Annotated in this window: 23 protein-coding genes; 13 read left to right on the top strand and 10 right to left on the bottom strand. The window is 37.5% G+C overall.

The features are described from left to right. Positions 1-16: 16 nt before the first annotated feature. Positions 17-745: a (Fe-S)-binding protein gene (locus BLR27_RS11865; RefSeq protein WP_090705149.1), complete on the top strand. Its 729-nt coding sequence runs from the start codon at positions 17-19 to the stop codon at positions 743-745. 29 nt (positions 746-774) lie between these two features. Here the strand turns inward: BLR27_RS11865 and BLR27_RS11860 are convergent, their stop codons facing one another. From BLR27_RS11860 to ric, 5 genes are read right to left on the bottom strand one after another with little or no spacing between them, the layout of a single operon-like run. Further along, positions 775-1,206, bottom strand: coding sequence for an RrF2 family transcriptional regulator (locus BLR27_RS11860; protein ID WP_090705148.1), 432 nt, complete (start codon positions 1,204-1,206; stop codon positions 775-777). A gap of 3 nt (positions 1,207-1,209) precedes the next feature. Beyond that, on the bottom strand, positions 1,210-1,533 hold the full coding sequence (locus BLR27_RS11855; RefSeq protein ID WP_090705146.1) for a metal-sulfur cluster assembly factor: 324 nt from the start codon (positions 1,531-1,533) through the stop codon (positions 1,210-1,212). After that, positions 1,533-2,813 carry a cytochrome C oxidase subunit I gene (locus BLR27_RS11850; RefSeq protein WP_090705144.1) on the bottom strand — a complete coding sequence of 427 codons (1,281 nt, stop codon included), beginning with the start codon at positions 2,811-2,813 and terminating at the stop codon, positions 1,533-1,535. Before BLR27_RS11850 ends, BLR27_RS11855 begins: the two co-directional genes overlap by 1 nt. Position 2,814: 1 nt before the next feature. Further along, positions 2,815-3,624: a DUF2249 domain-containing protein gene (locus tag BLR27_RS11845; protein ID WP_090705142.1), complete on the bottom strand. Its 810-nt coding sequence runs from the start codon at positions 3,622-3,624 to the stop codon at positions 2,815-2,817. A gap of 11 nt (positions 3,625-3,635) precedes the next feature. Further along, on the bottom strand, positions 3,636-4,577 hold the full coding sequence (ric, locus tag BLR27_RS11840; RefSeq protein WP_090705140.1) for an iron-sulfur cluster repair di-iron protein: 942 nt from the start codon (positions 4,575-4,577) through the stop codon (positions 3,636-3,638). Between the two features lie 203 nt (positions 4,578-4,780). On the opposite strand from ric, the gene thrS reads away from it, so the two are divergent. The 5 genes from thrS to BLR27_RS11815 all read left to right on the top strand — a co-directional run bounded on the left by thrS (position 4,781) and on the right by BLR27_RS11815 (position 9,043). Further along, positions 4,781-6,706, top strand: coding sequence for a threonine--tRNA ligase (thrS, locus tag BLR27_RS11835; RefSeq protein ID WP_090705139.1), 1,926 nt, complete (start codon positions 4,781-4,783; stop codon positions 6,704-6,706). Between the two features lie 13 nt (positions 6,707-6,719). Continuing rightward, positions 6,720-7,292, top strand: a complete 573-nt coding sequence (infC, locus tag BLR27_RS11830; protein ID WP_090705137.1) for a translation initiation factor IF-3 — start codon at positions 6,720-6,722, stop codon at positions 7,290-7,292. Positions 7,293-7,393: 101 nt separating this feature from the next. After that, positions 7,394-7,594, top strand: coding sequence for a 50S ribosomal protein L35 (rpmI, locus tag BLR27_RS11825; RefSeq protein ID WP_090705136.1), 201 nt, complete (start codon positions 7,394-7,396; stop codon positions 7,592-7,594). A gap of 76 nt (positions 7,595-7,670) precedes the next feature. Further along, positions 7,671-8,015 carry a 50S ribosomal protein L20 gene (gene rplT, locus BLR27_RS11820; protein ID WP_090705134.1) on the top strand — a complete coding sequence of 115 codons (345 nt, stop codon included), beginning with the start codon at positions 7,671-7,673 and terminating at the stop codon, positions 8,013-8,015. Between the two features lie 113 nt (positions 8,016-8,128). Beyond that, the gene (locus BLR27_RS11815; RefSeq protein WP_090705133.1) at positions 8,129-9,043 is read left to right on the top strand and encodes a DUF72 domain-containing protein; all 915 of its coding nucleotides are present in this window, start codon (positions 8,129-8,131) and stop codon (positions 9,041-9,043) included. Between the two features lie 58 nt (positions 9,044-9,101). On the opposite strand, the gene sucC is transcribed toward BLR27_RS11815, so the two are convergent. Continuing rightward, on the bottom strand, positions 9,102-10,298 hold the full coding sequence (gene sucC, locus BLR27_RS11810; RefSeq protein ID WP_090705131.1) for an ADP-forming succinate--CoA ligase subunit beta: 1,197 nt from the start codon (positions 10,296-10,298) through the stop codon (positions 9,102-9,104). A 139-nt stretch (positions 10,299-10,437) separates the two neighbouring features. Here sucC and BLR27_RS11805 point away from each other — a divergent pair, with 139 nt between their 5' ends. The 5 genes from BLR27_RS11805 (at position 10,438) to BLR27_RS11785 (ending at position 14,673) form a co-directional block, all read left to right on the top strand. Beyond that, positions 10,438-11,094: an ABC transporter ATP-binding protein gene (locus BLR27_RS11805; protein ID WP_090705129.1), complete on the top strand. Its 657-nt coding sequence runs from the start codon at positions 10,438-10,440 to the stop codon at positions 11,092-11,094. Positions 11,095-11,096: 2 nt separating this feature from the next. Further along, positions 11,097-11,576: an ATP-grasp domain-containing protein gene (locus BLR27_RS11800; RefSeq protein ID WP_090705128.1), complete on the top strand. Its 480-nt coding sequence runs from the start codon at positions 11,097-11,099 to the stop codon at positions 11,574-11,576. A 1-nt stretch (position 11,577) separates the two neighbouring features. Further along, positions 11,578-12,192: an HAD hydrolase-like protein gene (locus BLR27_RS11795; protein ID WP_090705126.1), complete on the top strand. Its 615-nt coding sequence runs from the start codon at positions 11,578-11,580 to the stop codon at positions 12,190-12,192. 60 nt (positions 12,193-12,252) lie between these two features. Next, complete coding sequence (locus BLR27_RS11790) at positions 12,253-13,857, top strand: S41 family peptidase (protein ID WP_143007739.1); 1,605 nt, start codon at positions 12,253-12,255, stop codon at positions 13,855-13,857. Positions 13,858-14,037: 180 nt separating this feature from the next. After that, a complete protein-coding gene (locus BLR27_RS11785; protein ID WP_090705125.1) occupies positions 14,038-14,673 on the top strand; it encodes a peroxiredoxin in 636 nt (211 codons plus the stop codon). Positions 14,674-14,849: 176 nt separating this feature from the next. On the opposite strand, the gene BLR27_RS11780 is transcribed toward BLR27_RS11785, so the two are convergent. Genes BLR27_RS11780 through BLR27_RS11765 form a run of 4 tightly spaced genes read right to left on the bottom strand, consistent with a single transcriptional unit; the run spans position 14,850 to position 18,522 of the window. Next, a complete protein-coding gene (locus tag BLR27_RS11780) occupies positions 14,850-16,031 on the bottom strand; it encodes a THUMP-like domain-containing protein (protein WP_090705123.1) in 1,182 nt (393 codons plus the stop codon). Positions 16,032-16,035: 4 nt separating this feature from the next. Next, on the bottom strand, positions 16,036-17,295 hold the full coding sequence (locus tag BLR27_RS11775; protein ID WP_245704498.1) for an aspartate kinase: 1,260 nt from the start codon (positions 17,293-17,295) through the stop codon (positions 16,036-16,038). 49 nt (positions 17,296-17,344) lie between these two features. Next, a complete protein-coding gene (locus BLR27_RS11770; protein WP_090705121.1) occupies positions 17,345-17,815 on the bottom strand; it encodes a GNAT family N-acetyltransferase in 471 nt (156 codons plus the stop codon). Between the two features lie 26 nt (positions 17,816-17,841). Then, positions 17,842-18,522 carry a YggS family pyridoxal phosphate-dependent enzyme gene (locus BLR27_RS11765; RefSeq protein WP_090705120.1) on the bottom strand — a complete coding sequence of 227 codons (681 nt, stop codon included), beginning with the start codon at positions 18,520-18,522 and terminating at the stop codon, positions 17,842-17,844. Between the two features lie 104 nt (positions 18,523-18,626). Here BLR27_RS11765 and BLR27_RS11760 point away from each other — a divergent pair, with 104 nt between their 5' ends. Together BLR27_RS11760 and BLR27_RS11755 are read left to right on the top strand one after the other, a co-directional pair. Further along, entirely contained in the window at positions 18,627-18,992 is a 366-nt protein-coding gene (locus BLR27_RS11760) for a DUF4296 domain-containing protein (protein WP_090705118.1), read from the top strand. After that, positions 18,989-21,352, top strand: a complete 2,364-nt coding sequence (locus BLR27_RS11755) for an endonuclease MutS2 (RefSeq protein ID WP_090705116.1) — start codon at positions 18,989-18,991, stop codon at positions 21,350-21,352. Before BLR27_RS11760 ends, BLR27_RS11755 begins: the two co-directional genes overlap by 4 nt. Positions 21,353-21,360: the final 8 nt, after the last annotated feature.

Below are 21,360 nucleotides of genomic sequence, written 5' to 3'. Positions count from 1 at the left end.
GTTTAAGAAACCCTCTATGACCGTTGAATTATTTATTCCCTGCTTTATTGACCAGCTTTATCCTCAAACAGCTTTTAATACAATTAAAATCCTTGAAAAGGCTGGATGTAAGGTGGTATACAATGCAGAACAGACCTGTTGTGGCCAGCCAGCATACAATGCAGGTTTCTGGGAAGAAGCAAAAGTAGTAGGTGGTAAATTTCTGAATGATTTTTCCGAAACTAATTATATCGTATCACCATCTGCATCCTGTACAGGAATGGTAAAGAACTCCTTTAATGATCTGTTTACCAATACAGTAGTGCATAATAAATGCAGAGCCATTCAGAGTAATATTCATGAGCTAAGTGATTTCCTTGTTAATATAATTAAAAAGGATTATTTCGGTGCTGAGCTTGAAGGTAGGGCTGTATATCATGATTCTTGTTCCGGTCTAAGAGAATGCAATATTAAGGCTGAACCAAGGCAATTATTAAGCAAAGTTCATGGACTTGAGCTTGTAGAAATGAAGGATACTGATGTATGCTGCGGATTTGGTGGAACATTTGCCGTTAAATTTGATGGTATTTCCAGTGCTATGGCAGAACAAAAGATAAATAATGCCCTTGAAATGGGTGCTGATTATATAATCTCAACAGATTCCTCATGTCTTATAAATCTGCAAGCCTACATTGATCAGCATAACATAAAGATCAGAACAATGCACATTGCTGATGTTTTGACCAATGGCTGGGGAAATGTTTAAATCTAGTTTTATTTGAAGTAAATCCGGTATCAGCCGATCAGGAATGCAAGGCCATTGCTTACCGGATCACAAAGATCATTCACTTTTTTCTCTCTGAATAATTTTTCAATCAGGTCACGGGCTATTTTATATTCATCATGGATAGGGCAGGGGTGCTCAGCGGAGCATTTACTTAAACCAAGGCCGCAGCTTCTAAACACCTGGTCCCCTTCAATGGATTCCACGATTTTGCTTATTGGCTGATCACGTTGCAATTCATTTATGAAAAAGCCACCAGATGGCCCTTTGCTACTATTTATAAGGCCCTGTCGTACCAGGGTCTGCAGGATCTTTCCCACAGTATGTTCACTTGCTTGTATGTGAATTGCAATTTCTTTCATGCCGGCTTTATCATTCTCTTCACCCTTAGATGCCAGATAGATAACGGCCTTGATTGCTGTTTTACAGGTATAACTAAGCATAGTTTAGCGGTCTAAAAATTCCTGCCCCTCAGGAGATATTTGCTCCGGACTCCAGGCAGGGTTAAATACAAGATCAATGCTGACCTGATAGTCTTTAAAAGCATCGCTGACTGATTGTTGTACATCTGCTGTAATACTTTCTCCCATCGGACAAAACTGTGTGGTCAGGGTCATAGTAACTATTATTTTTTTAGTTTCTTCATTAAAATCAATCCGGTAGATCAGTCCGAGATCAACCACATTCAATCCGATCTCGGGATCAAATACATCATAAAGTCCGGCCAAAGCTGCACTGCAGAAAAGATCATTGTTACTTAATACTGCCATTATACTTTAGCTTGATGAAACACCGTTTTTGCTACATTAATTACGTAAACTATTGCCGATGCCAGTAATAATGCCGCACCACTTTTTAAAAGCAGATCATTTAAAAGTAATATGCCTGCAAGGAACAAAATAAAGCCTGTAAGATAAAACAGTGCCATGATTTTGAATAGATTTTCACTGAACAGTTCTTTCGGTGCAGGGGTTTTTCCTAATACCCTTGAATGATAAACCTTAGTCCAAACAATGAAAGGCAATGTTTTAAAGGTCATACCCATAATTATGGCAGTTATCCAGCCAAAGAAAATGCAATAACCATATAATAAAACCAGTTTTGATCCAGAATTTTCTCTTATAAAATAGATGACCGCCATCAAACTTAATAGGGGAAGAATTAACATTGCTACAGACAATAACGAGATCTTCATTTGCTCATCAACGTGTTTCCTGATCCGCTCCTTATATGCTCTGTAGCAGTAATTGGCAAACAAGGCTAAAGCAAAGAGTACCAGTAAAAATGGAGAATAATATAATTTTTCAAAGGCATTAGAGGTTTTTAAAATTATAAAACCAAACAATGCGATATTGATCAGGGCAAATATCCACCATAAAATTTTCGGGTTTGAATATTTTGAGATTAAAAACATGGGTATCAGTCGTGAACCAACTCCTATGATCAATAGTAAAAACCATCCAACCAAACCCATATGGGCATGCACTGACAAGTATTCAATAGAATTTTCGGGCAGCCAGGAACGGCTGAAATTAAATACCAGTAAGAGTCCGAAAAAGGTTGTCGCGAATAACCAAAGTGAAGCTGCTGCGATAAAAAAGGCATGTACATTGTGTTTTTTACTTTCTGAAATACTGGCAATGACATTCAGAAAATAGCAGATCACAGAGGCATTAATTAATACAGCACCTGTTTGAAGGATCAGGCCAGTATTGAACAGATAGAATCCTGTTACCAGAAGCGGTATGCCCGTTGCGGCGAAAACAAATGATAATAAAGCGAGTAAATAACTATCCAGCTTGCCTTCGATCAGAACAGGAAGTAGCTGATGACTTGCTCCCAGAATGATCATTGTACCCCAACCTAAAGCCATAAGGTGGGTAATAGCTAAAGTTTGCGGATGAAAATAATGCTGGTGAATAATATCTGTATTGAGCAGGAGCAGAGTACAGGATATTATAAAGGATAATGCCGCGAAAATATAGAATGGAAGCACAACTTTGTAGGATGTGGTTTGCTGCAATCCTGAACTTGAATCGTTGGTGAACATTTTATTTTTTAAATATCAGTAAAAATACCTCGGATTCACTGATCTCATTTATCCGGTATTCAAAGTTTCTGTCCTTCAATTCGCTCAGTAAAAAAACCGGAATTCGTTTATGATGAACATATAATGCCTTGTCAGGATCCAGTTTTTCAAGCTCATCCAAAATGGTCATCATTGGTCCGGGCATTTCCAGATGACGAACATCAATCTCAATCAACCTATTTTCAAATTGCTTTAAAAGAAGATTCCAGTCATTATTTACTCCTGCAGGGGTGTCCTGCTGCAAGCTTTCAGCCGGTTTGTTCTTGTATAAATAGGTCTCGATCAGATTCTTTTCGACCAAATCGACGTAGGATTCAAAACCTTGCTTTTCCAGTAATCTGATTAGGGGAGTAGGTTCAAATGTATTGACTATCTTCAAGATCTGGCCTTCCTCCAGCTCCTTGATATGTTTCTGAATTAGTTTTAAAGGGTCATTCCCTTCCGCAAGCATTTCTCTGACATCCAAAGTAATGATATGTGCAGATTCAATATCCCTCACAAAATCTTTCAGAGATTTTCTGAGAACAACTTCCTCTTGCTGAACTGAATTGTCTGAAACAAAGCCTAATGGTTTCAATATTTCAAAGAAATCCTCCGGTTTACATCCGCCAATTTTTGATGCCATGGAAATGCTTGTTCTGCCTGCCATTAGTTTCCTAAGGATAGGATTACGTAATTTTTTAAAATCGGGACTTAAGGTAATAATAGCCTCCAGTGCATCCTTGTGGAACTTTATTAAGTCCGCGATTTTAGTTTGTGAATTGATCTGCATCTCGTGTCTAATTAAACCTTTTCCATCTCAATTGCTTTTGGAAAGAGAATATTATTTTCCAAATGTATATGCAGGTGCAGATCATCTTCAAATTCCTGGATCATTTTGTATAATAATTTGTAGCTGGCACAAGCATCTCCAGGTATTTCATAATCCTTACTCAGATCACGGATCTTATCAAGAGCTCTTCCCACCAGGTCGTGGTCTTTTTCCAGTTCGTCTATTAATACTGAAAGATCTTTTGCTTGTTTAACTAGAGGCATATTGCTTTTTCTGGCTTCAGCTATTTTTTTAACATAAGTAAAAAGTACATTTTCTTCCTGCTCAAGATGTTCAGTAAGTTCCTTATTGATCTCTTCAACAAGCTGTTGTATTGGTAAAAGTTCAGGATGTTGTGCACCATGAACCTGTGCAACTTTTGCAGCATAATTCATCAGTTCAGGAAGATATTTCCTTACATAACTGTGATGGGTATTTACAATGTAATCAGCCAGAAAATCTATATTCCAGTCATTATAGGATATCTTGCTGACCCTATTTTCAGTTTCAATCAGTCTTAGATCTGTCTGCACTTTTGTGGCATCTATATTCTTTTCTGCACATACTTCAGCGATCGTTTTCTTGCCTCCGCAGCAAAAATCAATTCCGTATTTCTTAAAAACCTCAACTTTACGCAGATCCTTGACAGCAATTTCTCCAATGGTTTCCTGACCATTTTCACGTTTGGTGATCTTTACATCCCACCATTCAGGTCCCTCTTTCAGGTATTCCCAAGTAAACACATCCCCCCGTTCACCAAGTAATTGGTAATAGACTGGTTTCGGATCATGGTCATTGTGTATTGTCAGGCTTTCACCGCCTTTCAGATCATCAAATACTCTGAATATGGTTGGATGTTTTAATTTAGGCTCAATCAGGGTAACATTGATAAAGTTGTTTTCAAGGGTTTCCATAGGGTGTAATTAATTTATAGGTCAAATGTAGAACAATAAAAGTATTTAAGTACTTTTATACTTATAAATTTACAATTCTATGGGAATCTTCATGATAAGCAATAGAAATCTGCCAAAATATCGTATTTTTGTATTTGAAATGAAGATCACTTTGTAAGTGATTGCTTTTTTACCATTAATATAACTTTTAAATCATTTTGTAGATGATCAAGATTACTCTTCCTGATGGTTCTGTTCGTGAATATGAACAGGGAACCACAGCTCATCAGATAGCTCTATCTATTTCTGAAGGTTTAGCACGAAACGTATTGGCTGCCGTAGTAAATGGCGAAGTTTGGGATTCATCCAGACGGATAGAAACTGATTCCACAGTGAAGCTTTTAACCTGGAATGATCAGGAAGGAAAAGCAACATTCTGGCATTCTTCAGCTCACTTGATGGCTGAGGCTTTGGAAGCATTGTATCCCGGCACAAAATTCGGGATTGGTCCGGCTATTGAGACTGGCTTTTATTACGATGTAGATTTCGGAGATCGGGAATTTTCTTCAGATGATTTTAAAGAGATTGAAGATAAGATCATTGAACTGGCAAAAGCAAAATCTGAATTTTCCAGAAAAGGTGTATCAAAGAGTGATGCTGTTAAATACTTTACCGAAAAGGATGATGAGTATAAACTGGATCTGATCAAAGATCTGGCTGATGGTTCAATCACGTTTTATACTCAGGGTAATTTCACTGACCTTTGTCGCGGACCACATATTCCAAATACAGGCTTCATTAAAGCGGTAAAGCTTATGAATGTTGCCGGAGCTTATTGGAGAGGTGATGAAAGCAGGAAGCAGTTAACCCGTATCTATGGAGTTACCTATCCAAAGCAAAGTGAACTGACTGAGTATCTTCATATGATTGAAGAAGCAAAGAAGCGTGACCACCGTAAGTTGGGTAAAGAATTAGAGCTTTTTGCTTTTTCTGAAAAAGTAGGGATGGGCCTGCCATTATGGTTGCCAAAAGGAACTGCACTTCGCGAAAAGCTTGTTAATTTTCTTCAGAGAGCTCAGGTTAAGTCCGGATATGAGCAGGTTATTACGCCGCATATCGGGCATAAGAACCTATATATTACTTCCGGACATTATGAAAAATATGGTGCCGATTCATTTCAGCCCATAAAAACACCACAGGAAGGAGAGGAGTTCTTCTTAAAACCAATGAACTGTCCTCATCATTGCGAAATTTATAAAACAAAGCCTCGTTCTTATAAGGATCTACCTGTGAGATATGCAGAATTTGGTACAGTTTATCGTTATGAGCAAAGCGGAGAGCTTCATGGCTTAACCCGTGTGAGAGGGTTTACTCAGGATGATGCTCATTTATTCTGTCGTCCCGATCAGGTTAAAGAAGAATTCAAAAAGGTTATCGACCTTGTTTTATATGTGTTTAAAGCATTGGGATTCAATGACTATACCGCTCAGATCTCACTAAGGGATCCCGAAAATAAAGCTAAATATATCGGCAGTGATGAGAATTGGCAGCTTGCCGAATCAGCAATTATTGAAGCTGCAGACGAAAAAGGTCTTACTACAGTTGTTGAGTTAGGTGAAGCAGCTTTCTATGGTCCGAAACTTGATTTCATGGTCAAGGATGCTCTGGGTAGAAAATGGCAATTGGGAACCATACAGGTAGATTATAATTTACCTGAAAGGTTTGAACTTGAATATACCGGAAGTGATAATCAAAAACACCGTCCAGTGATGATACACAGAGCTCCCTTCGGTTCTTTGGAGCGTTTTGTTGCAGTTTTGATCGAACACTGTGCCGGGGAATTCCCATTATGGCTGACACCAGAACAATTTATCGTTTTGCCTATCTCTGAAAAATATGAGGATTATGCAAAAAAAGTTTTAGAATCGCTTAATAATTCCGATATTCGCGGCCTGATTGACTCTCGAGATGAGAAGATCGGACGCAAGATTCGTGATGCAGAAGTGAAGAAAATACCCTACATGCTCATCATTGGTGAGAAGGAAATGAATGAAGGCATGGTTTCTGTTAGAAGACATGGGCAGGGAGATGTAGGAAGCATGAAGATTGAAGAGTTTAGTAATCAGTTAGTTAAAGAAATTACAATTTAAATAGAAATACAATTTGGCATTAGGAAGACCAGGCTTTAACAGAGGACCACGCCCTCCGTTTAAAAAGAAAGAAGCAGAACATAAGATCAATGATTTGATCAGGGCACCTGAGGTGCGCTTGACTGGTGATAACGTGGAAACAGGTATCTATCCATTCAGGGAAGCTTTAGCTATGGCTGTTGAACAGGATCTTGATCTTGTCGAAATTTCTCCAAATGCAGTTCCGCCAGTATGTAAGATTGTTGATTACAACAAATTTATTTACGAGCAGAAGAAAAAAATGAAGGAGATTAAGTCCAATGCAAAACAAACGGTAATTAAAGAAATCCGTTTTGGACCTAATACTAATGATCATGATTTTCAGTTCAAACTGAAGCATGCAATTGGTTTCCTTGAAGGTGGTGAGAAAGTTCGTGCCTATGTTCATTTTAAAGGCCGCGCCATCGTTTATAAAGAACAGGGAGAGATCCTTTTACTAAAGTTTGCCCAGGCATTGGAAGACGTTGGTAAAGTAGAGCAATTACCTAAACTGGAGGGTAAGCGGATGTTTTTAACCGTGGCTCCTAAACATGCAGGTAAAAAATAATTCGTCATCCGTTAGCTATCGGATTTATCGATTTGTCCCTGTGGCATTTCGTTATTGACAAATAGACAAATAGAATAATTGATAAATAAATAAATAGAGTTATGCCAAAAATGAAAACGTGTTCCAGTGCAAAAAAGCGATTTAAGCTTACTGGAACAGGTAAAATCAAAAGAAAGAACGCTTTTAAAAGTCACATCTTAACCAAGATGAGTAACAAACGTAAGCGTGCCTTGGGTCAGACAAGTTTAGTTTCTGATGCAGATTCAGGCAACGTTAAACGTATGCTTTGTATAGGCAAGTAATCAACAAATTAATTTAACCAGGTATCAGGTATTAAGTTTCTGAAATGGAACACCGCTTACCAAAACACAAAACAACATGCCACGTTCGGTTAACGCAGTAGCGTCAAGAAGAAGAAGAAAAAAGGTCTTAAATTTAGCCAAAGGCTATTGGGGATCGAGAAGCAAGGTTTTTACCGTTGCTAAGAATACAGTCGAAAAAGGTTTGCAATATGCATACCGTGACCGTAAAAATAAGAAAAGAGAATTCAGAGCTTTATGGATTCAGCGTATTAACGCTGGTGCACGTCAGCACGGACTATCATACTCTGCATTAATGGGTAAATTGACTGCAAATGGAAATCAATTGAACCGTAAGGTTTTAGCTGACCTTGCAATGAATCACCCTGATGCATTTAAAGCTGTTATCGATACAGTAAAATAGTTCTATTTCCATCATATTTTCAAAGGGAATCTGTTCAGATTCCCTTTTTTGTTTACTAAATTTTTTAGATTAATCTGCGTATAACTATATTGTGGTTAATTAATACGCAGAATATGGATTTTGGTCGTTTAGCTGAAAATGAATTTCCGTTGGTGGATTTTACTCTGCCTGCAGATACAAGCCTTACAACACAGGTTCTTAAGGAAGCAACGAAGCCCATAAGGCCGGATTTATATGTTGGATGTGCTAAATGGGGGAGAAAGGAGTGGGTTGGAATGATCTATCCTCCTAAAACTAAAGAAGCTGATTTTTTAGCAGAATATGTCAAGCATTTTAACAGTATTGAATTGAATGCTATTTTCTATGGTATGCCGAAAAAAGAACAGGTAAATGCCTGGCGGAAAAAAGCAGAAGCATCCCGTACAGATTTTAAGTTTTTTCCGAAGTTCACACAAAGCATAAGCCATATTAAAAGATTGAATGATGCAGAGGAGCTAACCTCTCAGTATTTGGAAAGTATATCAGAATTTGGAAATACTCTTGGCCCGGCATTCCTTCAGTTGAGTGATAATTTCGGGCCAAAAAACTTTGAGACTCTTAAAAGTTATCTCGAAAAACTCCCCAGTGATTTTGACGTTTTTGTGGAAGTGAGGCATAAAGATTGGTATGAGGATACTACTGCTAGAAAAGACCTCTTTGATATGATGCATTCGCTTAAAAAAGGCTCGGTTATTACCGATGCAAGTGGCAGGAGGGATTGTGTGCACATGGAGTTAACTACACCAGATGCATTTATTCGTTTTGTTGGTAATGGCCTGCATCCCACAGATTTCAGTCGTATTGATGCCTGGGTAGAGCGTCTAGCCAATTGGAAAGATCAGGGCTTAAATAAGATCTATTTCTTTCTTCACCAGCATGATGAAAAGGACACCCCGATTCTGGCTGATTATACCATTAAAAAGCTGAATGAAAAACTTGGTACTGATCTGAAACCTCCTGGTCTCCTGGAACCCACAACTCTGTTCTAAAAAAGAAAGCCGCTGATTTATAATCAACGGCTTAATTCCACAGATCGAAAATCTGAAATTATTTTTCTTCCAGAACTTTCGTTACCAGTGCTGCAGCTTCTTTTAACAAAATAGCAGAATAAACTTTCAATCCTGATTCATCAATTAGCTTCTTAGCTTCTACAGCGTTTGTGCCCTGTAAACGAACAATGATTGGCACCGGAATATTTCCTATTTCTTTGTATGCATCAATTACACCCTGAGCAACACGGTCGCAACGTACAATACCACCAAAGATATTGATCAGGATCGCTTTTACATTTGGATCTGAAAGGATGATATTGAATCCTGCCTTAACTGTTTCTGCGTTTGCAGTTCCACCAACGTCAAGAAAATTTGCAGGCTCACCACCGGCAAGTTTGATGATATCCATTGTAGCCATAGCAAGCCCAGCACCATTCACCATACAACCAACGTTTCCGTCAAGTTTAACATAGTTCAGGTTTGATTTACTGGCTTCAACTTCTGTTGGATCTTCTTCTGAAGTATCACGCATTGCTGCAAAATCAGGATGGCGGAAAAGTCCGTTATCATCCAGGTTTACTTTAGCATCAACTGCAAGTATTTTGTTATCAGATGTTTTCAGGACCGGGTTGATCTCAAACATCGATGAATCAGTAGCTTCATAAGCCTTATATAAAGAGGCTATGAATTTGGTCATATCTTTGAATGCATCGCCGCTTAAACCCAGGTTAAACGCTATTTTGCGTGCCTGAAATCCCTGCAGACCAACTTTTGGATCAATTTCTTCTTTGAATATTAAATGAGGAGTATGTTCTGCAACTTCTTCAATGTCCATTCCACCCTCAGTAGAGTACATAATGATGTTGCGTCCCCTTGAACGGTCAAGCAATACACTAACATAAAATTCTTTTGTCTCGCTCTCACCCGGGTAGTAAACATCCTGTGCAACCAAAACTTTACTTACCAGTTTACCTTCAGGACCGGTTTGCGGTGTAATTAATTGCATTCCGATAATCTGTCCTGCTTTTTCTTTAACCTCTTCCAGATTTTTTGCCAGCTTCACTCCACCACCTTTTCCTCTTCCGCCTGCATGTATCTGAGCTTTGATTACTACCCAGTCTGAATTATAATCTACTTTTAGCTTTTTAGCTGCCTCAACAGCTTGCTCAGCAGTATCGGCAACAATGCCTTCCTGAACTCTGACGCCGAAGCTTTTTAATATTGCTTTACCCTGATATTCGTGAATATTCATTTACTTATTATTTGTCGTAAAACTACGTTTTTATTGCAAACCTGAAAATAGCAAATGCAAAAAATCGGTGTTTTTTTTATGGTCAGACCGTACTCTAATAAACAATTCGCACATTTGCATATTCACAATGTCTATATTCATGCTCCAGGCCAGAGGAATTCAGAAATCATACGGTAATTTACAGATCCTGAAAGGGGTTGATCTTGACGTTAAAAGAGGGGAGATAATTACGATTATTGGGGCTTCAGGTGCAGGAAAAAGTACCCTGCTTCATATCATTGGTACATTGGACCGCCCTGACTTTGGAACAATTCGATTGAATAATGTGGATGTAAACACACTATCCTCCAGGAAATTGAGTGCTTTCAGAAATGAACAAATTGGATTCATCTTTCAATTTCATCATTTGCTTCCTGAATTTACTGCGCTTGAGAATATCTGTATTCCTGCCTTTATTGCAGGTAGGGGTAAAAAAGATGCTGAAAATAAGGCATTTGAGTTGTTGGAACTTCTGGGCCTGTCTGATCGTGCGAATCACAAACCCAATGAATTGTCTGGCGGTGAACAGCAACGTGTAGCAGTAGCAAGAGCTATGGTGAATGATCCTGCTATAATTCTTGCTGATGAACCTTCCGGTAATCTGGATTCAAATAATGCAGAAAACCTGCATCGATTGTTCGTTGATCTTCGTGATTCACTTAACCAAACCTTTGTGATCGTAACGCATAATGAAAATTTAGCCAATTTGGCAGATAGAAAGGTTTTAATGAAGGATGGACAGATAATTAATTATTGAAAATGTCTGTAATGATAACTGCTGCTGCTGATTCTGCAGCTTTTCGTCTCGCCCGTATCCTAAATACCGAAGATGTATATTTTGCCGCTTATGCAGATATGCCTGCTATATCCGGAAAACGATTTTTAAAGATATCCGCAGCTAATTCTCCAAGTTTTACACATGAAGTTCTAAAGATCTGCCTGGATCATAATATCAAAGAAATTTACCCGCTGATGCGTGATGAAATTGTTGAATTATCAGCATCCCGGCAACTTTTTGAAGAATATGACATTAAGCTAGTTATTCCATCCATCCCATGGATAGAAACAAGATTAAACGATTTGCTTTTTCAATCGTCTAATCTGTTTATACTTATTAATGGAAAAGTACGAGCAGGGGATATTCCAGCGAATGGAACTTTACCTGATAATGAAGAAAATGGTGTTTTTCAATGGGAATTGAAAAATGGTCAGTTGATCTTTGGCTCATTTATTGTCTGATATGTTGAAATATAAAGATCTGGATTCCAGAAAGAAGGCTTTCGTATTTGAATTGGATGATGTTCTGTATCCTGAAAGAGATTATCTCCTGCAGGTTTATTATCTGTTTTCCAATTTTATTGAATTTACTGAAGGTTTTCCTCAGGCAACAGATTTGACTGAATTTTTCAAAAAGGCTTATTTGCATCATGGAGATGAAGCCATTTTTGATAGAGTGAAAGAAGCTTTTGGAATTAATGAGAAATACAGAGATAACTTTGACAGGCTTTATCATACTGCCAGGTTACCTCTTAAGCTATTATTGTTTTCAAATATGCTAACCCTACTGCAGGAAATAGTTGTTGACAGGAAGGAGATATTTATCGTTACTAATGGTAAGCCTGAAATACAGATCAATAAGATCATGCAAACTGAGTGGAACGGACTTGAAAACTATTTAAAGGTTTATTATGCCCGGGAGATAAACCAAAAACCGGAGCCCGACGTATTGTCGTATATATTGAAAGAACATAATTTATTGAGGCAGGATCTTTTTATCATTGGCGCTACAGAAACTGACAAAGAATTTGCAGCATCAGGAGGTGTGGATTATCTGAATATCAGTGAATTTATGTAATTTGTAAGCTTGATTTTTATTAAAAAAACTAAAACGAACCTGTTATAATCCTAAAAATATATGTTGAATAAAATCATTTCGAGGTCTTTAAATAAACTGATCGTTTTTACTTTCAGTATTTTAATTATGGCTTCTGCCTGTAAAAAAGATCCAAAATCCAGTACACCTACAACTCCAACTACTCCTGTTGTACTACCTACAAGAGCTGAATTAACAAAAGATTCAATTTTTCTTTATTCCAAGGAGACCTATTTCTGGAATGACCTGATGCCATCTTATGATATTTTCAAACCCCGTACCTATGCCAATAACCAGGCTGTATTGGATGCAATAAGAGCACTGCCTGGAACTGGCAAGCCCTTTTGGACCACAGAGACTGATCCAATACCCAGAGAGAAGTATTCATTTTTGGACGATGGATCGGTATCAACCTCATTGGGTGGTGTTAGCGGTGATTTTGGATTCTCGGTATTTTATAATGACGATGATGCAAATTCCTCTACACCAACGGAGGATCTGCGCATTAAATATGTATCTCCAGGTTCTCCTGCTGCTAATGCGGGACTTAAAAGAGGGTACCAGATCACTACACTCAATGGTAGATCAGGTTCATCTTTGAGTACATCTCTGAATGCGAATGTAAGTTTTGTTTCAACTGCTGTATTTGGAAGTGGATCTACAGTTTCTATGACAGTTAAAAAACCAGATGGAAGCAGTCAAAGTTTAACAATTGCCAGGGCAACCTATTCTAATAATCCAATTTTAGCAACCAAAGTATTCACTGTTGGCAGTAAAAAAGTTGCCTATATAGTGTATAATAGTTTTACAACCAATTCAAGAGATGCACTCAGAACAGCCATTGGGAAATTTCAAACGGATGGTGCTTCTGAATTGATCGTCGATCTTCGTTACAATGGTGGTGGTTCGGTAGCAACATCGGATGTTTTTACCAATTTAATAGCTCCTGCATCTGTGAATGGTCAGGTAATGTATACCACTTTATGGACAAAAACCATGCAGGATGGTAACGCTAAAATATTAGCTAATCAACCTTTGCTCGATGCTAACGGCAAATTACGAACTGATCAACCACAATTATATGGCAACGGCAAATGGGCAACTTATGCGGATATTAACTATAAACCAACATTTGATGCTGGTAATGTAGAGAATTTTGCAAAAGAAGGTACGGCAGATTTTAAAAAGATCTATTTCCTGGTACTTAGTGGAACAGCCTCTGCAAGTGAATTACTGATCAATAATCTTAAAGGAGTAATGCCAAGTGAGGTTAAACTGATTGGTCGTCAAACCTATGGTAAACCAGTTGGATTTTTTGCCATTAATATCGATAAACTTGATCTTTATGTACCTCAGTTTGAAACCAGGAATCAAAAGAATTTTGGTGGATATTATGATGGAATGGTCGTTGATAAATCACTTGCTGATGATGTTACCAAAGATTTTGGTGATGAGAAAGAGGCACTTTTAGCTGCAGCACTGGCTTATTCTGAAAAGGGATTCTTCGCAGTCAGCACCAAAGGAAATACTTTAAGCAGTATTTCAGGAATGTCTGTTACTGAAGAAAAAGGATTGAATGAAGTTTTAGAAAGAAATAAATTCAATGGAATGATTGATGACAGGCCCAGAAAGTTTAAAAAGCAGTAGTTTATAGCTTTTTAATTAATCTTTATTCGCTTAATTCAAGCAATAATCTACAAGGAATAATCAAACCACATGATTGTAAAAAAAGCACTCTGATTCAAAATCAGAGTGCTTTTTTTTTGAACTAATCAAGAATATCCAGTAAATTAGTAGAATATTAAACGTATTTTAAATTATACCATTATGAATTTGAAACTAGGCGATCTTGCACCGAATTTTACAGCAAAGACATCTCAGGGAGATATCAGTTTTTACGATTATTTAGGCGATAGCTGGGCAGTTCTGTTTTCGCATCCGGCAGATTATACACCTGTTTGTACAACAGAATTAGGAAAAACAGCTTCATTAAAGAGTGAATTTGATAAACGTAATGTAAAAGTGATCGCACTAAGCGTGGATTCAGTAGAATCACACAAAGGATGGATCAATGATATCAATGAAACCCAGCATGTAGAAGTTAATTTCCCGATCATAGCTGATGAGAACAGGGAAGTAGCAGAATTATATGGCATGATGCATCCTAATGCTTCAGAGACATTTACAGTTCGTTCTCTATTTATTATTGGCCCTGATAAAAAGATCAAATTAATGATCACTTATCCTGCATCAACAGGCAGAAACTTCCAGGAAATATTAAGAGTGATCGATTCGCTTCAGTTAACTTCAAATTACAGTGTTGCTACTCCTGCCGACTGGAAAGAAGGTGAGGATGTGGTAGTAATTCCTGCAATTAAAACAGCTGATATACCCGCTAAATTTCCAAAAGGCTTTACAGAGATCAAACCTTATTTGCGTATGACTCCACAACCAAATAAATAATTTATTTCATTATTAAGAGGAGTTCTTTTTGGACTCCTCTCTTACAGTGATATTAAATTAAATGCTCATTCAAGCGGCAATGCCCATCAATATTGCTTCCCTTTTGGGAAGATATAATACCCCTTTTTTGTATTCAACTATTCAGGTATTATAGATCTGAATTGAACTGATTTCCACTATTCAAATATCCTCTCACAGTTCAATACCAAGCGTTCTTCTTTTAGTCCGGTACAAAAGAGCAGGTATTCTTCACTGCCGTCATTGATCTTTAATTTTTTCTTGAGCTCTTCCGGACTTAAACTAAAGTTCCGGCAAATAATATTGGCTTTCTTAAATTGATGTTCTTTTATAAACGTTCCATAGTTCCAGGCTTTTTTCAATTTAAATTTTCTGCCTGGAAATGAATTTTGTAATTCACAGGAGGTATATAAATGAGTATGCTGATGAATTTTATTAATTCTGAAATCACGGGTGATCAGCTTAAAACATCCTGCTTTTAGTATTGCAGCATCAGGTTCATAAATATAATTTAATGGCCCGGAGTATTGATTGATTTGAAATTCCTTTTCTTCGGACAGTCTGAAGCAATAGGTCTTTTCATTATCTCCAAGCAATGCACAGGTAATAACAGGATCATCAGTAACTTGTTTATTATCAATCAGTACCAGTAATTCTTTGCATTCGTTCTTTATACTGATAACATGTATTGCACTTACCTGCTTCAATTCCCTTATGGTGGACTGAATATCCAGTAGAGGAGCTGTTTTTATTAGAATACAGGAGGTATGATCCTTTAAAAGCTGCAAATTACTGATGATATCGGGTTCACAATCTTTAAGCATGAAAACCTTCTTTAATTCAACTCTGCGTGAAGGATCAATGTAAATCGTGCTGAATGTCTTGTTTGATTTGTTAAGATAATCCAGTCCGTTTGAATTAATATAATTGATATCAACACCTAATATTCTGGAGTTATATTCAGATATTTCAGAAAGTTCCTTATTGAGTTCACAATGGGTCACAGACTTTGCTTTCAGAGCAAAGAATAGCGTGTCGACACCGAAACCACCGGTGAGATCTATAATTTCATCTCCTTGTATTAATTCAGCTTTATATTTTGCTGCAAGTTCTGATGATGCTTGTTCGATGGCAAGTTTTGTCGGATAATAAATACCTTCTGTCCTGAACCAGAGAGGTAGTTTAAATTCGCACCTTTTCTTGCTATCAGTTTGTTGGGCTAATTCTCCTGAACTTACCGAAGGAAATGGACTCTTTTTGAGGCTAAGGCCGGGAATGTCAGATTTTAAATTATTATTTATAAACTTCTGTACATCGCTATTTAATATTTCCTTATTCACAGCTTTACTGCAGGATTATTTGTGCGGTATTACGACTGAATTGTTCCATTATGATGGTCCTTCCGGCTGTTATAGTTTCCAGTTCCTCTCTCTTAAAATGCCGTACAGTAATTAGGTCTAAGCCTTCATTATACTTGCATTTAAACTTATCCTTCAGGATATCATAAAGCTTTCTGAATTTAGCTTCATCCTGATTAAAGCAGAAAGATAAACTAAGTGCAGACCGCTGCATCATATTTAACTTGATATGAGCTTCTGAAATGCATTGTAACAGGTAAATAAGAATATGCTCATCGATGAATGAAAAGTCCTTTGAGGAGATCGATAAAAGCATCTGATTCTGCTTGACAATTATGGCAGATATATCAGTATTCAGTTTTGCAGTGGAATCGATACGGGTTCCCTTTTCATCTGGAAGAAGGAAAGGTCTTACAAAAAGTGGTACTCCTGCATTCTGCAGGGGTTTTATTGTCTTGGGATGGATGACTGTTGCTCCATAATAAGCCATCTCTAAAGCCTCTGAATAGGGCAGTTCCTCATATTTTTGTGCACTTGCAAACAACCTGGGGTCAGCATTCATGATTCCTGGAACATCTTTCCAAACGGTCAGAGATTCAGCATTGAGTAAGGAGGCAAATATTGCAGCAGAATAATCTGAACCCTCACGACCTAAAGTAGTACTAAAATTTTCTGAAGTTCCTCCAATAAATCCCTGTGTAACAACTGTTTGTTTTTGAAGTGCACTATTTAAAACAGGCATAGATGATCTGGTTTTATCCATATCAATGATTCCTTCCCGGTAGGTATTATCAGTGTGGATGAAGTCTCTGGCATCCATCCATTTAGTGTCTATGTTATTTTCATTAAGATAGGCAGCTACAATTCTGCTTGATAAGAATTCACCAACTGAAACAATCTGGTCATAGTTAAAATCATAATCTGGATGTGGTTCATCCTCAAGCATCCATTCTATTTCAACAAAAGTGTTTGCAATCTCATCGAAAACAGGATGTGACTTTGTCCCAAAAAGTTCAACCATGATATTTTCATGGAATTGTTTTATTGTCTTAAGAATGTCTTGTGCATCCTCTTTCCCTTCCACGTATGAATTGCAAAGTTTTTCGAGCGCATCAGTAGTTTTGCCCATTGCTGAAACAATGATCAGAATTTGATCATCACTATATTCACTAACGATCTTTACCAGATTTTTAACAGATCCTGCATCAGAAACAGCAAATCCACCAAATTTAAATACCTTTATCAAGAGTTTATGTAATGTTTATATGTATTTGTATATGAGTTATTTATAATAATTAAATCAATTTTTTAAGCTGCTCCTTTGAAAGTGCAACATTAAACCAGCCAGCATCAAAATCTGAATTGTACTTTCTGTAGAAATTTATTGCAGGTTCATTCCAGTCCAGAACCTGCCAGGTCATTCCTTTGAAATCTTTTTCAACTGCTTCCTCAATTAGTCGGTCGAAGATCATTTTACCAATACCTTTTCCACGCATTTTTTCTGTTACCAGCAGATCCTCCAGGTACATTCTGCAGCCTTTCCAGGTAGAATAGCGAATATAATATAATCCAAATCCTTGTATTATCCCGTTTTCTTCAGCTACAAAAGCTTTCCATACCGGATTGTTTCCAAACCCTGCCTCTTGAAATTCTTCCAGGCTAACCGTAACCTCATCCGGAGCTTTCTCATATACAGCAAGCTCAAGAATTAACTCCAGTAACCTCTGACAGTCTTCCCTTACGGCCGCCCTGATCTTTATTTCCATTATAAATTATTAATATTAAAAAACAATTATTTAGCCTTTGCCTGCCTGCCTCCAAAGATAGTACTGCCAAGTCTGATCATGGTACTTCCCTTTTCAATTGCTAATAAATAATCGCTTGACATACCCATTGAAATTTCTTTAAATGCAGGGTCTTTTCTGAAAAATGTGTCCTTGAGTCCTTTGTAGAAGGTACTTAGTTCATAAAACTCTTCAGCAGTCATTTTGGGATTGTCGGTTAAGGTTGCAATACCCATTACCCCGCAGATCCGTACATTCTTCAATTCCTGAAACTCATCTGATCGCAAAAGTTCAATTGCCTCTGCCAGATCCATTCCGAATTTGGTTTCCTCATCGGCGATCTCCAATTGAAGTAAACAGTCAATTACCCGGTTATTTTTTAAGGCCTGTTTATTAATTTCCTGTAGCAATTTCAGGCTGTCAACAGAATGGATCATACTAATAAAAGGTGCTATATATTTAACTTTATTAGTCTGCAAATGACCAATCAGATGCCATTCAATATCTTTAGGAAGTTTTTCATATTTTTCAACCAGTTCCTGAACCATATTTTCGCCAAACAAACGCTGTCCTGCTTCATAGGCTTCAGTAATACTTTCGATAGGCTTGGTTTTGGAAACTGCAATCAGCTTTACATTGCTGTTCCCTATCTCTTTCTTTATGGCTGATATATTAGCTGCAATGCTCATTAATCTGTATTTTTGATTGAAATTTTGAAAGGTTAAACCTACGTGATACTATATTAATATGCAACTGTATTCTCATTATCAAATCCTCTGGAATCGTTACTGAAATGAAGGGATTTAAACTATTTATTTTCGGATTGCTTCTTATCACCGCGTGTAAGGATAATGAACTGCCAAAGGACCTGATTACTGAACAAAAAATGATCCGAATTATTGCTGATCTGCATATTATAGATGGCTATATGGCCACTCTTGTGTATACCGATTCGCTTAGGATCAACGGCAAGAATTATTATGCTACAGTATACAAAAGTCATAATACAACAAGAGCACAATATGAAAAAAGTCTGAAATATTACAGTATGGATCCTGTTAGGCTTGATAGTATGTACAACCGCGTAGAGAAGCTATTAACTGATAAAGAACGCAAGCTGAATAAAATTCAGTTAAAGAATCCTGAGATTAAACAATGATATACCCTGATAACGCCGGAGAAAAACTCGGTTTTCTTGATATAAAAGAATTGATCAAAACATACTGCCTGAGTACCATGGGGCAGCAAATGGTTGATAAAATTCAGGTAATGACGAATTTTGATTATATAAATAAGTTCCTCCGGCAGACTTATGAATTTAAAAATATACTGCAGAATGACTCTCCTTTACCCATTCAAAACTTTTTCGACATCAAGAGTATGGTGGAAAAGGCAAGAATTGAGGGTACTTATCTCACAGAGGATGAGTTTTTTAAAGTATCTCTATCCTTGAGTACTGTATTTTCTGTCATTCAATATTTTACAGACAGGGAGGGCCAATACCCTAATCTTGAAGCACTTTTTGAACACCTGCCCATTGAAAAGTCGATCATTCGTAAGATCGAAATGATCATTGATCCAAAAGGTAAAATAAAGAATAATGCTTCTTCTGAACTGATGACCATAACCTCCGGTATCGCCAAAGCAGAGCAGGAGGCGCGTAAAAAGATAGATCAGATATTCAAAAATGCACAGAGTAATGGCTGGACAGCCGATGGTAACCTGACCATACGCGATGGAAGATTATGTATTCCTGTACTTTCTGAAAATAAAAGAAAATTAAAAGGTTTCATTCACGATGAGTCTGCTTCTGGTCAGACGGTCTTTCTGGAACCTGATGAGGTATTTCATCTGAATAATATCATCCGTGATCTTGAATTTGAAAGAAGAAGGGAGATCATTAAATTGCTTGTTGCACTTACCGATGAATTAAGGCCCAGTGTGCCATTATTATTATCCTATCATGGTTTGCTTACCAAACTTGATTTTGTTAGGGCAAAGGCTCTGTTTGCCATCAATATAGAAGCAGAAATGCCAGTTCTAATAAAGGAAGCAGAAATTGAGCTGATCAATGCCAGACATCCATTATTGTTTTTAAACTTTAAAAAGGAACAGCAAACGGTTGTCCCGCTGAATATAAAAATTGATGAAGAGGAGAGGGTGATCGTAGTTTCTGGTCCGAATGCAGGGGGTAAATCAGTCTGCATGAAAACAGTAGGTTTACTTCAGATAATGATCCAGTCTGGACTGCTGATACCTGCCGATGAACATTCGAAAGTTGGTATTTTTAAGCAAATTTTCGCAGATATTGGTGATGATCAATCCATTGAGAGCGACTTAAGTACGTATAGTGCTCACCTCTCAAAAATGAAGTACTTCATTGAATTTGCCAATTCAAAAACTCTTGTTCTTATTGATGAATTCGGTACAGGTACTGATCCGCAGTTTGGTGGGCCAATTGCTGAGGCTGTGCTTGAAAATCTGAATAAAAAAAATGTCAGAGGTGTCGTTACCACACATTATTCGAATTTAAAGACTTTTGCGAATTCAACGCCAGGGCTTGAAAACGCATCCATGTTGTTCAATAATGAAAAGATGCAGCCACTTTACATTCTTTCACTGGGAAAGCCTGGAAGTTCCTATGCATTTGAAATTGCTCAGAAAATTGGCCTTAGTGCAGAGGTACTGGAATCTGCAAAGCGGAAGGTTGGGAATTATCAAAAGAAGGTGGATACCTTGCTTGTAGACCTTGAAAGAGACAAAAAGGAGTTGATCGAAGCCCGGATATCAGTTGAAAAGAAGGAGCAAAAGGTTAAAACCCTACTTTCGGAAAATGAACAACTTAAGGCTTATCTTGAAGAGAACAAAAAACTTATTCTTAAAAATGCCAAAATAGAAGCTCAGAGCATCATTAAAAATGCCAATAAGCTTATTGAAAACACAATATCAGAGATCAAAGAAAGTAAGGCCGATAAAGTTCAAACCCAGAATCTTCGGCAAAACCTGGAGCAGGAACTTAAAAAGCATGAAGTTCAGGAAAAGAAAGCGCCTAAAATTCAGCATTCTGAAGAATTGAAAAAAGGCGACTGGGTTAAATTTTTAGATTCTGAAAATATCGGACAGGTTATGGAAATCGCCAGAGATAATGTAATTCTGGCCATGGGTGATCTTCGCTCTGTTGTAAAATTAAACAGAGTTGAAAAGGTGTCCAACAAATCTGTTCCAAAAGAGATCAGAAAATCTCATAGCACTGATCTTACAGAGAGTTTTTCCACCTTCAATACTGAACTTGATCTACGGGGAATGAGAGGCGACGAAGCGCTATATGAGATTGAAAAATACCTTGACAGGGCTGTAATGTTGGGCCTGTCCGGTTTAAAGATCATTCATGGAAAAGGCGATGGTATACTCCGGAAACTCATTCGGGAATATTTACGTAAATATCCTCAGGTAAGTCATATAGAAGATGAACATGCCGACAGAGGAGGGGATGGCATCACTTTTGTGTATCTCAAATAGAAATATCT

It is taken from the genome of Daejeonella rubra, from assembly GCF_900103545.1.
Taxonomy (GTDB): Bacteria; Bacteroidota; Bacteroidia; order Sphingobacteriales; family Sphingobacteriaceae; genus Daejeonella; species Daejeonella rubra.
The sequence above is the reverse complement of the archived record's forward strand: the minus strand, read 5'-3'. Positions and strand labels throughout refer to the sequence as shown.

Excerpts from the sequence above, each read along its gene's own strand:
- BLR27_RS11865 (WP_090705149.1), top strand. The coding sequence starts at position 17 with ATGACCGTTGAATTATTTATTCCCTGCTTTATTGACCAGCTTTATCCT.
- BLR27_RS11860 (WP_090705148.1), bottom strand. The coding sequence starts at position 1,206 with ATGCTTAGTTATACCTGTAAAACAGCAATCAAGGCCGTTATCTATCTG.
- BLR27_RS11855 (WP_090705146.1), bottom strand. The coding sequence starts at position 1,533 with ATGGCAGTATTAAGTAACAATGATCTTTTCTGCAGTGCAGCTTTGGCC.
- BLR27_RS11850 (WP_090705144.1), bottom strand. The coding sequence starts at position 2,813 with ATGTTCACCAACGATTCAAGTTCAGGATTGCAGCAAACCACATCCTAC.
- BLR27_RS11845 (WP_090705142.1), bottom strand. The coding sequence starts at position 3,624 with ATGCAGATCAATTCACAAACTAAAATCGCGGACTTAATAAAGTTCCAC.
- ric (WP_090705140.1), bottom strand. The coding sequence starts at position 4,577 with ATGGAAACCCTTGAAAACAACTTTATCAATGTTACCCTGATTGAGCCT.
- thrS (WP_090705139.1), top strand. The coding sequence starts at position 4,781 with ATGATCAAGATTACTCTTCCTGATGGTTCTGTTCGTGAATATGAACAG.
- rpmI (WP_090705136.1), top strand. The coding sequence starts at position 7,394 with ATGCCAAAAATGAAAACGTGTTCCAGTGCAAAAAAGCGATTTAAGCTT.
- rplT (WP_090705134.1), top strand. The coding sequence starts at position 7,671 with ATGCCACGTTCGGTTAACGCAGTAGCGTCAAGAAGAAGAAGAAAAAAG.
- BLR27_RS11815 (WP_090705133.1), top strand. The coding sequence starts at position 8,129 with ATGGATTTTGGTCGTTTAGCTGAAAATGAATTTCCGTTGGTGGATTTT.
- sucC (WP_090705131.1), bottom strand. The coding sequence starts at position 10,298 with ATGAATATTCACGAATATCAGGGTAAAGCAATATTAAAAAGCTTCGGC.
- BLR27_RS11805 (WP_090705129.1), top strand. The coding sequence starts at position 10,438 with ATGCTCCAGGCCAGAGGAATTCAGAAATCATACGGTAATTTACAGATC.
- BLR27_RS11800 (WP_090705128.1), top strand. The coding sequence starts at position 11,097 with ATGTCTGTAATGATAACTGCTGCTGCTGATTCTGCAGCTTTTCGTCTC.
- BLR27_RS11795 (WP_090705126.1), top strand. The coding sequence starts at position 11,578 with ATGTTGAAATATAAAGATCTGGATTCCAGAAAGAAGGCTTTCGTATTT.
- BLR27_RS11790 (WP_143007739.1), top strand. The coding sequence starts at position 12,253 with ATGTTGAATAAAATCATTTCGAGGTCTTTAAATAAACTGATCGTTTTT.
- BLR27_RS11785 (WP_090705125.1), top strand. The coding sequence starts at position 14,038 with ATGAATTTGAAACTAGGCGATCTTGCACCGAATTTTACAGCAAAGACA.
- BLR27_RS11770 (WP_090705121.1), bottom strand. The coding sequence starts at position 17,815 with ATGGAAATAAAGATCAGGGCGGCCGTAAGGGAAGACTGTCAGAGGTTA.
- BLR27_RS11765 (WP_090705120.1), bottom strand. The coding sequence starts at position 18,522 with ATGAGCATTGCAGCTAATATATCAGCCATAAAGAAAGAGATAGGGAAC.
- BLR27_RS11760 (WP_090705118.1), top strand. The coding sequence starts at position 18,627 with ATGAAGGGATTTAAACTATTTATTTTCGGATTGCTTCTTATCACCGCG.
- BLR27_RS11755 (WP_090705116.1), top strand. The coding sequence starts at position 18,989 with ATGATATACCCTGATAACGCCGGAGAAAAACTCGGTTTTCTTGATATA.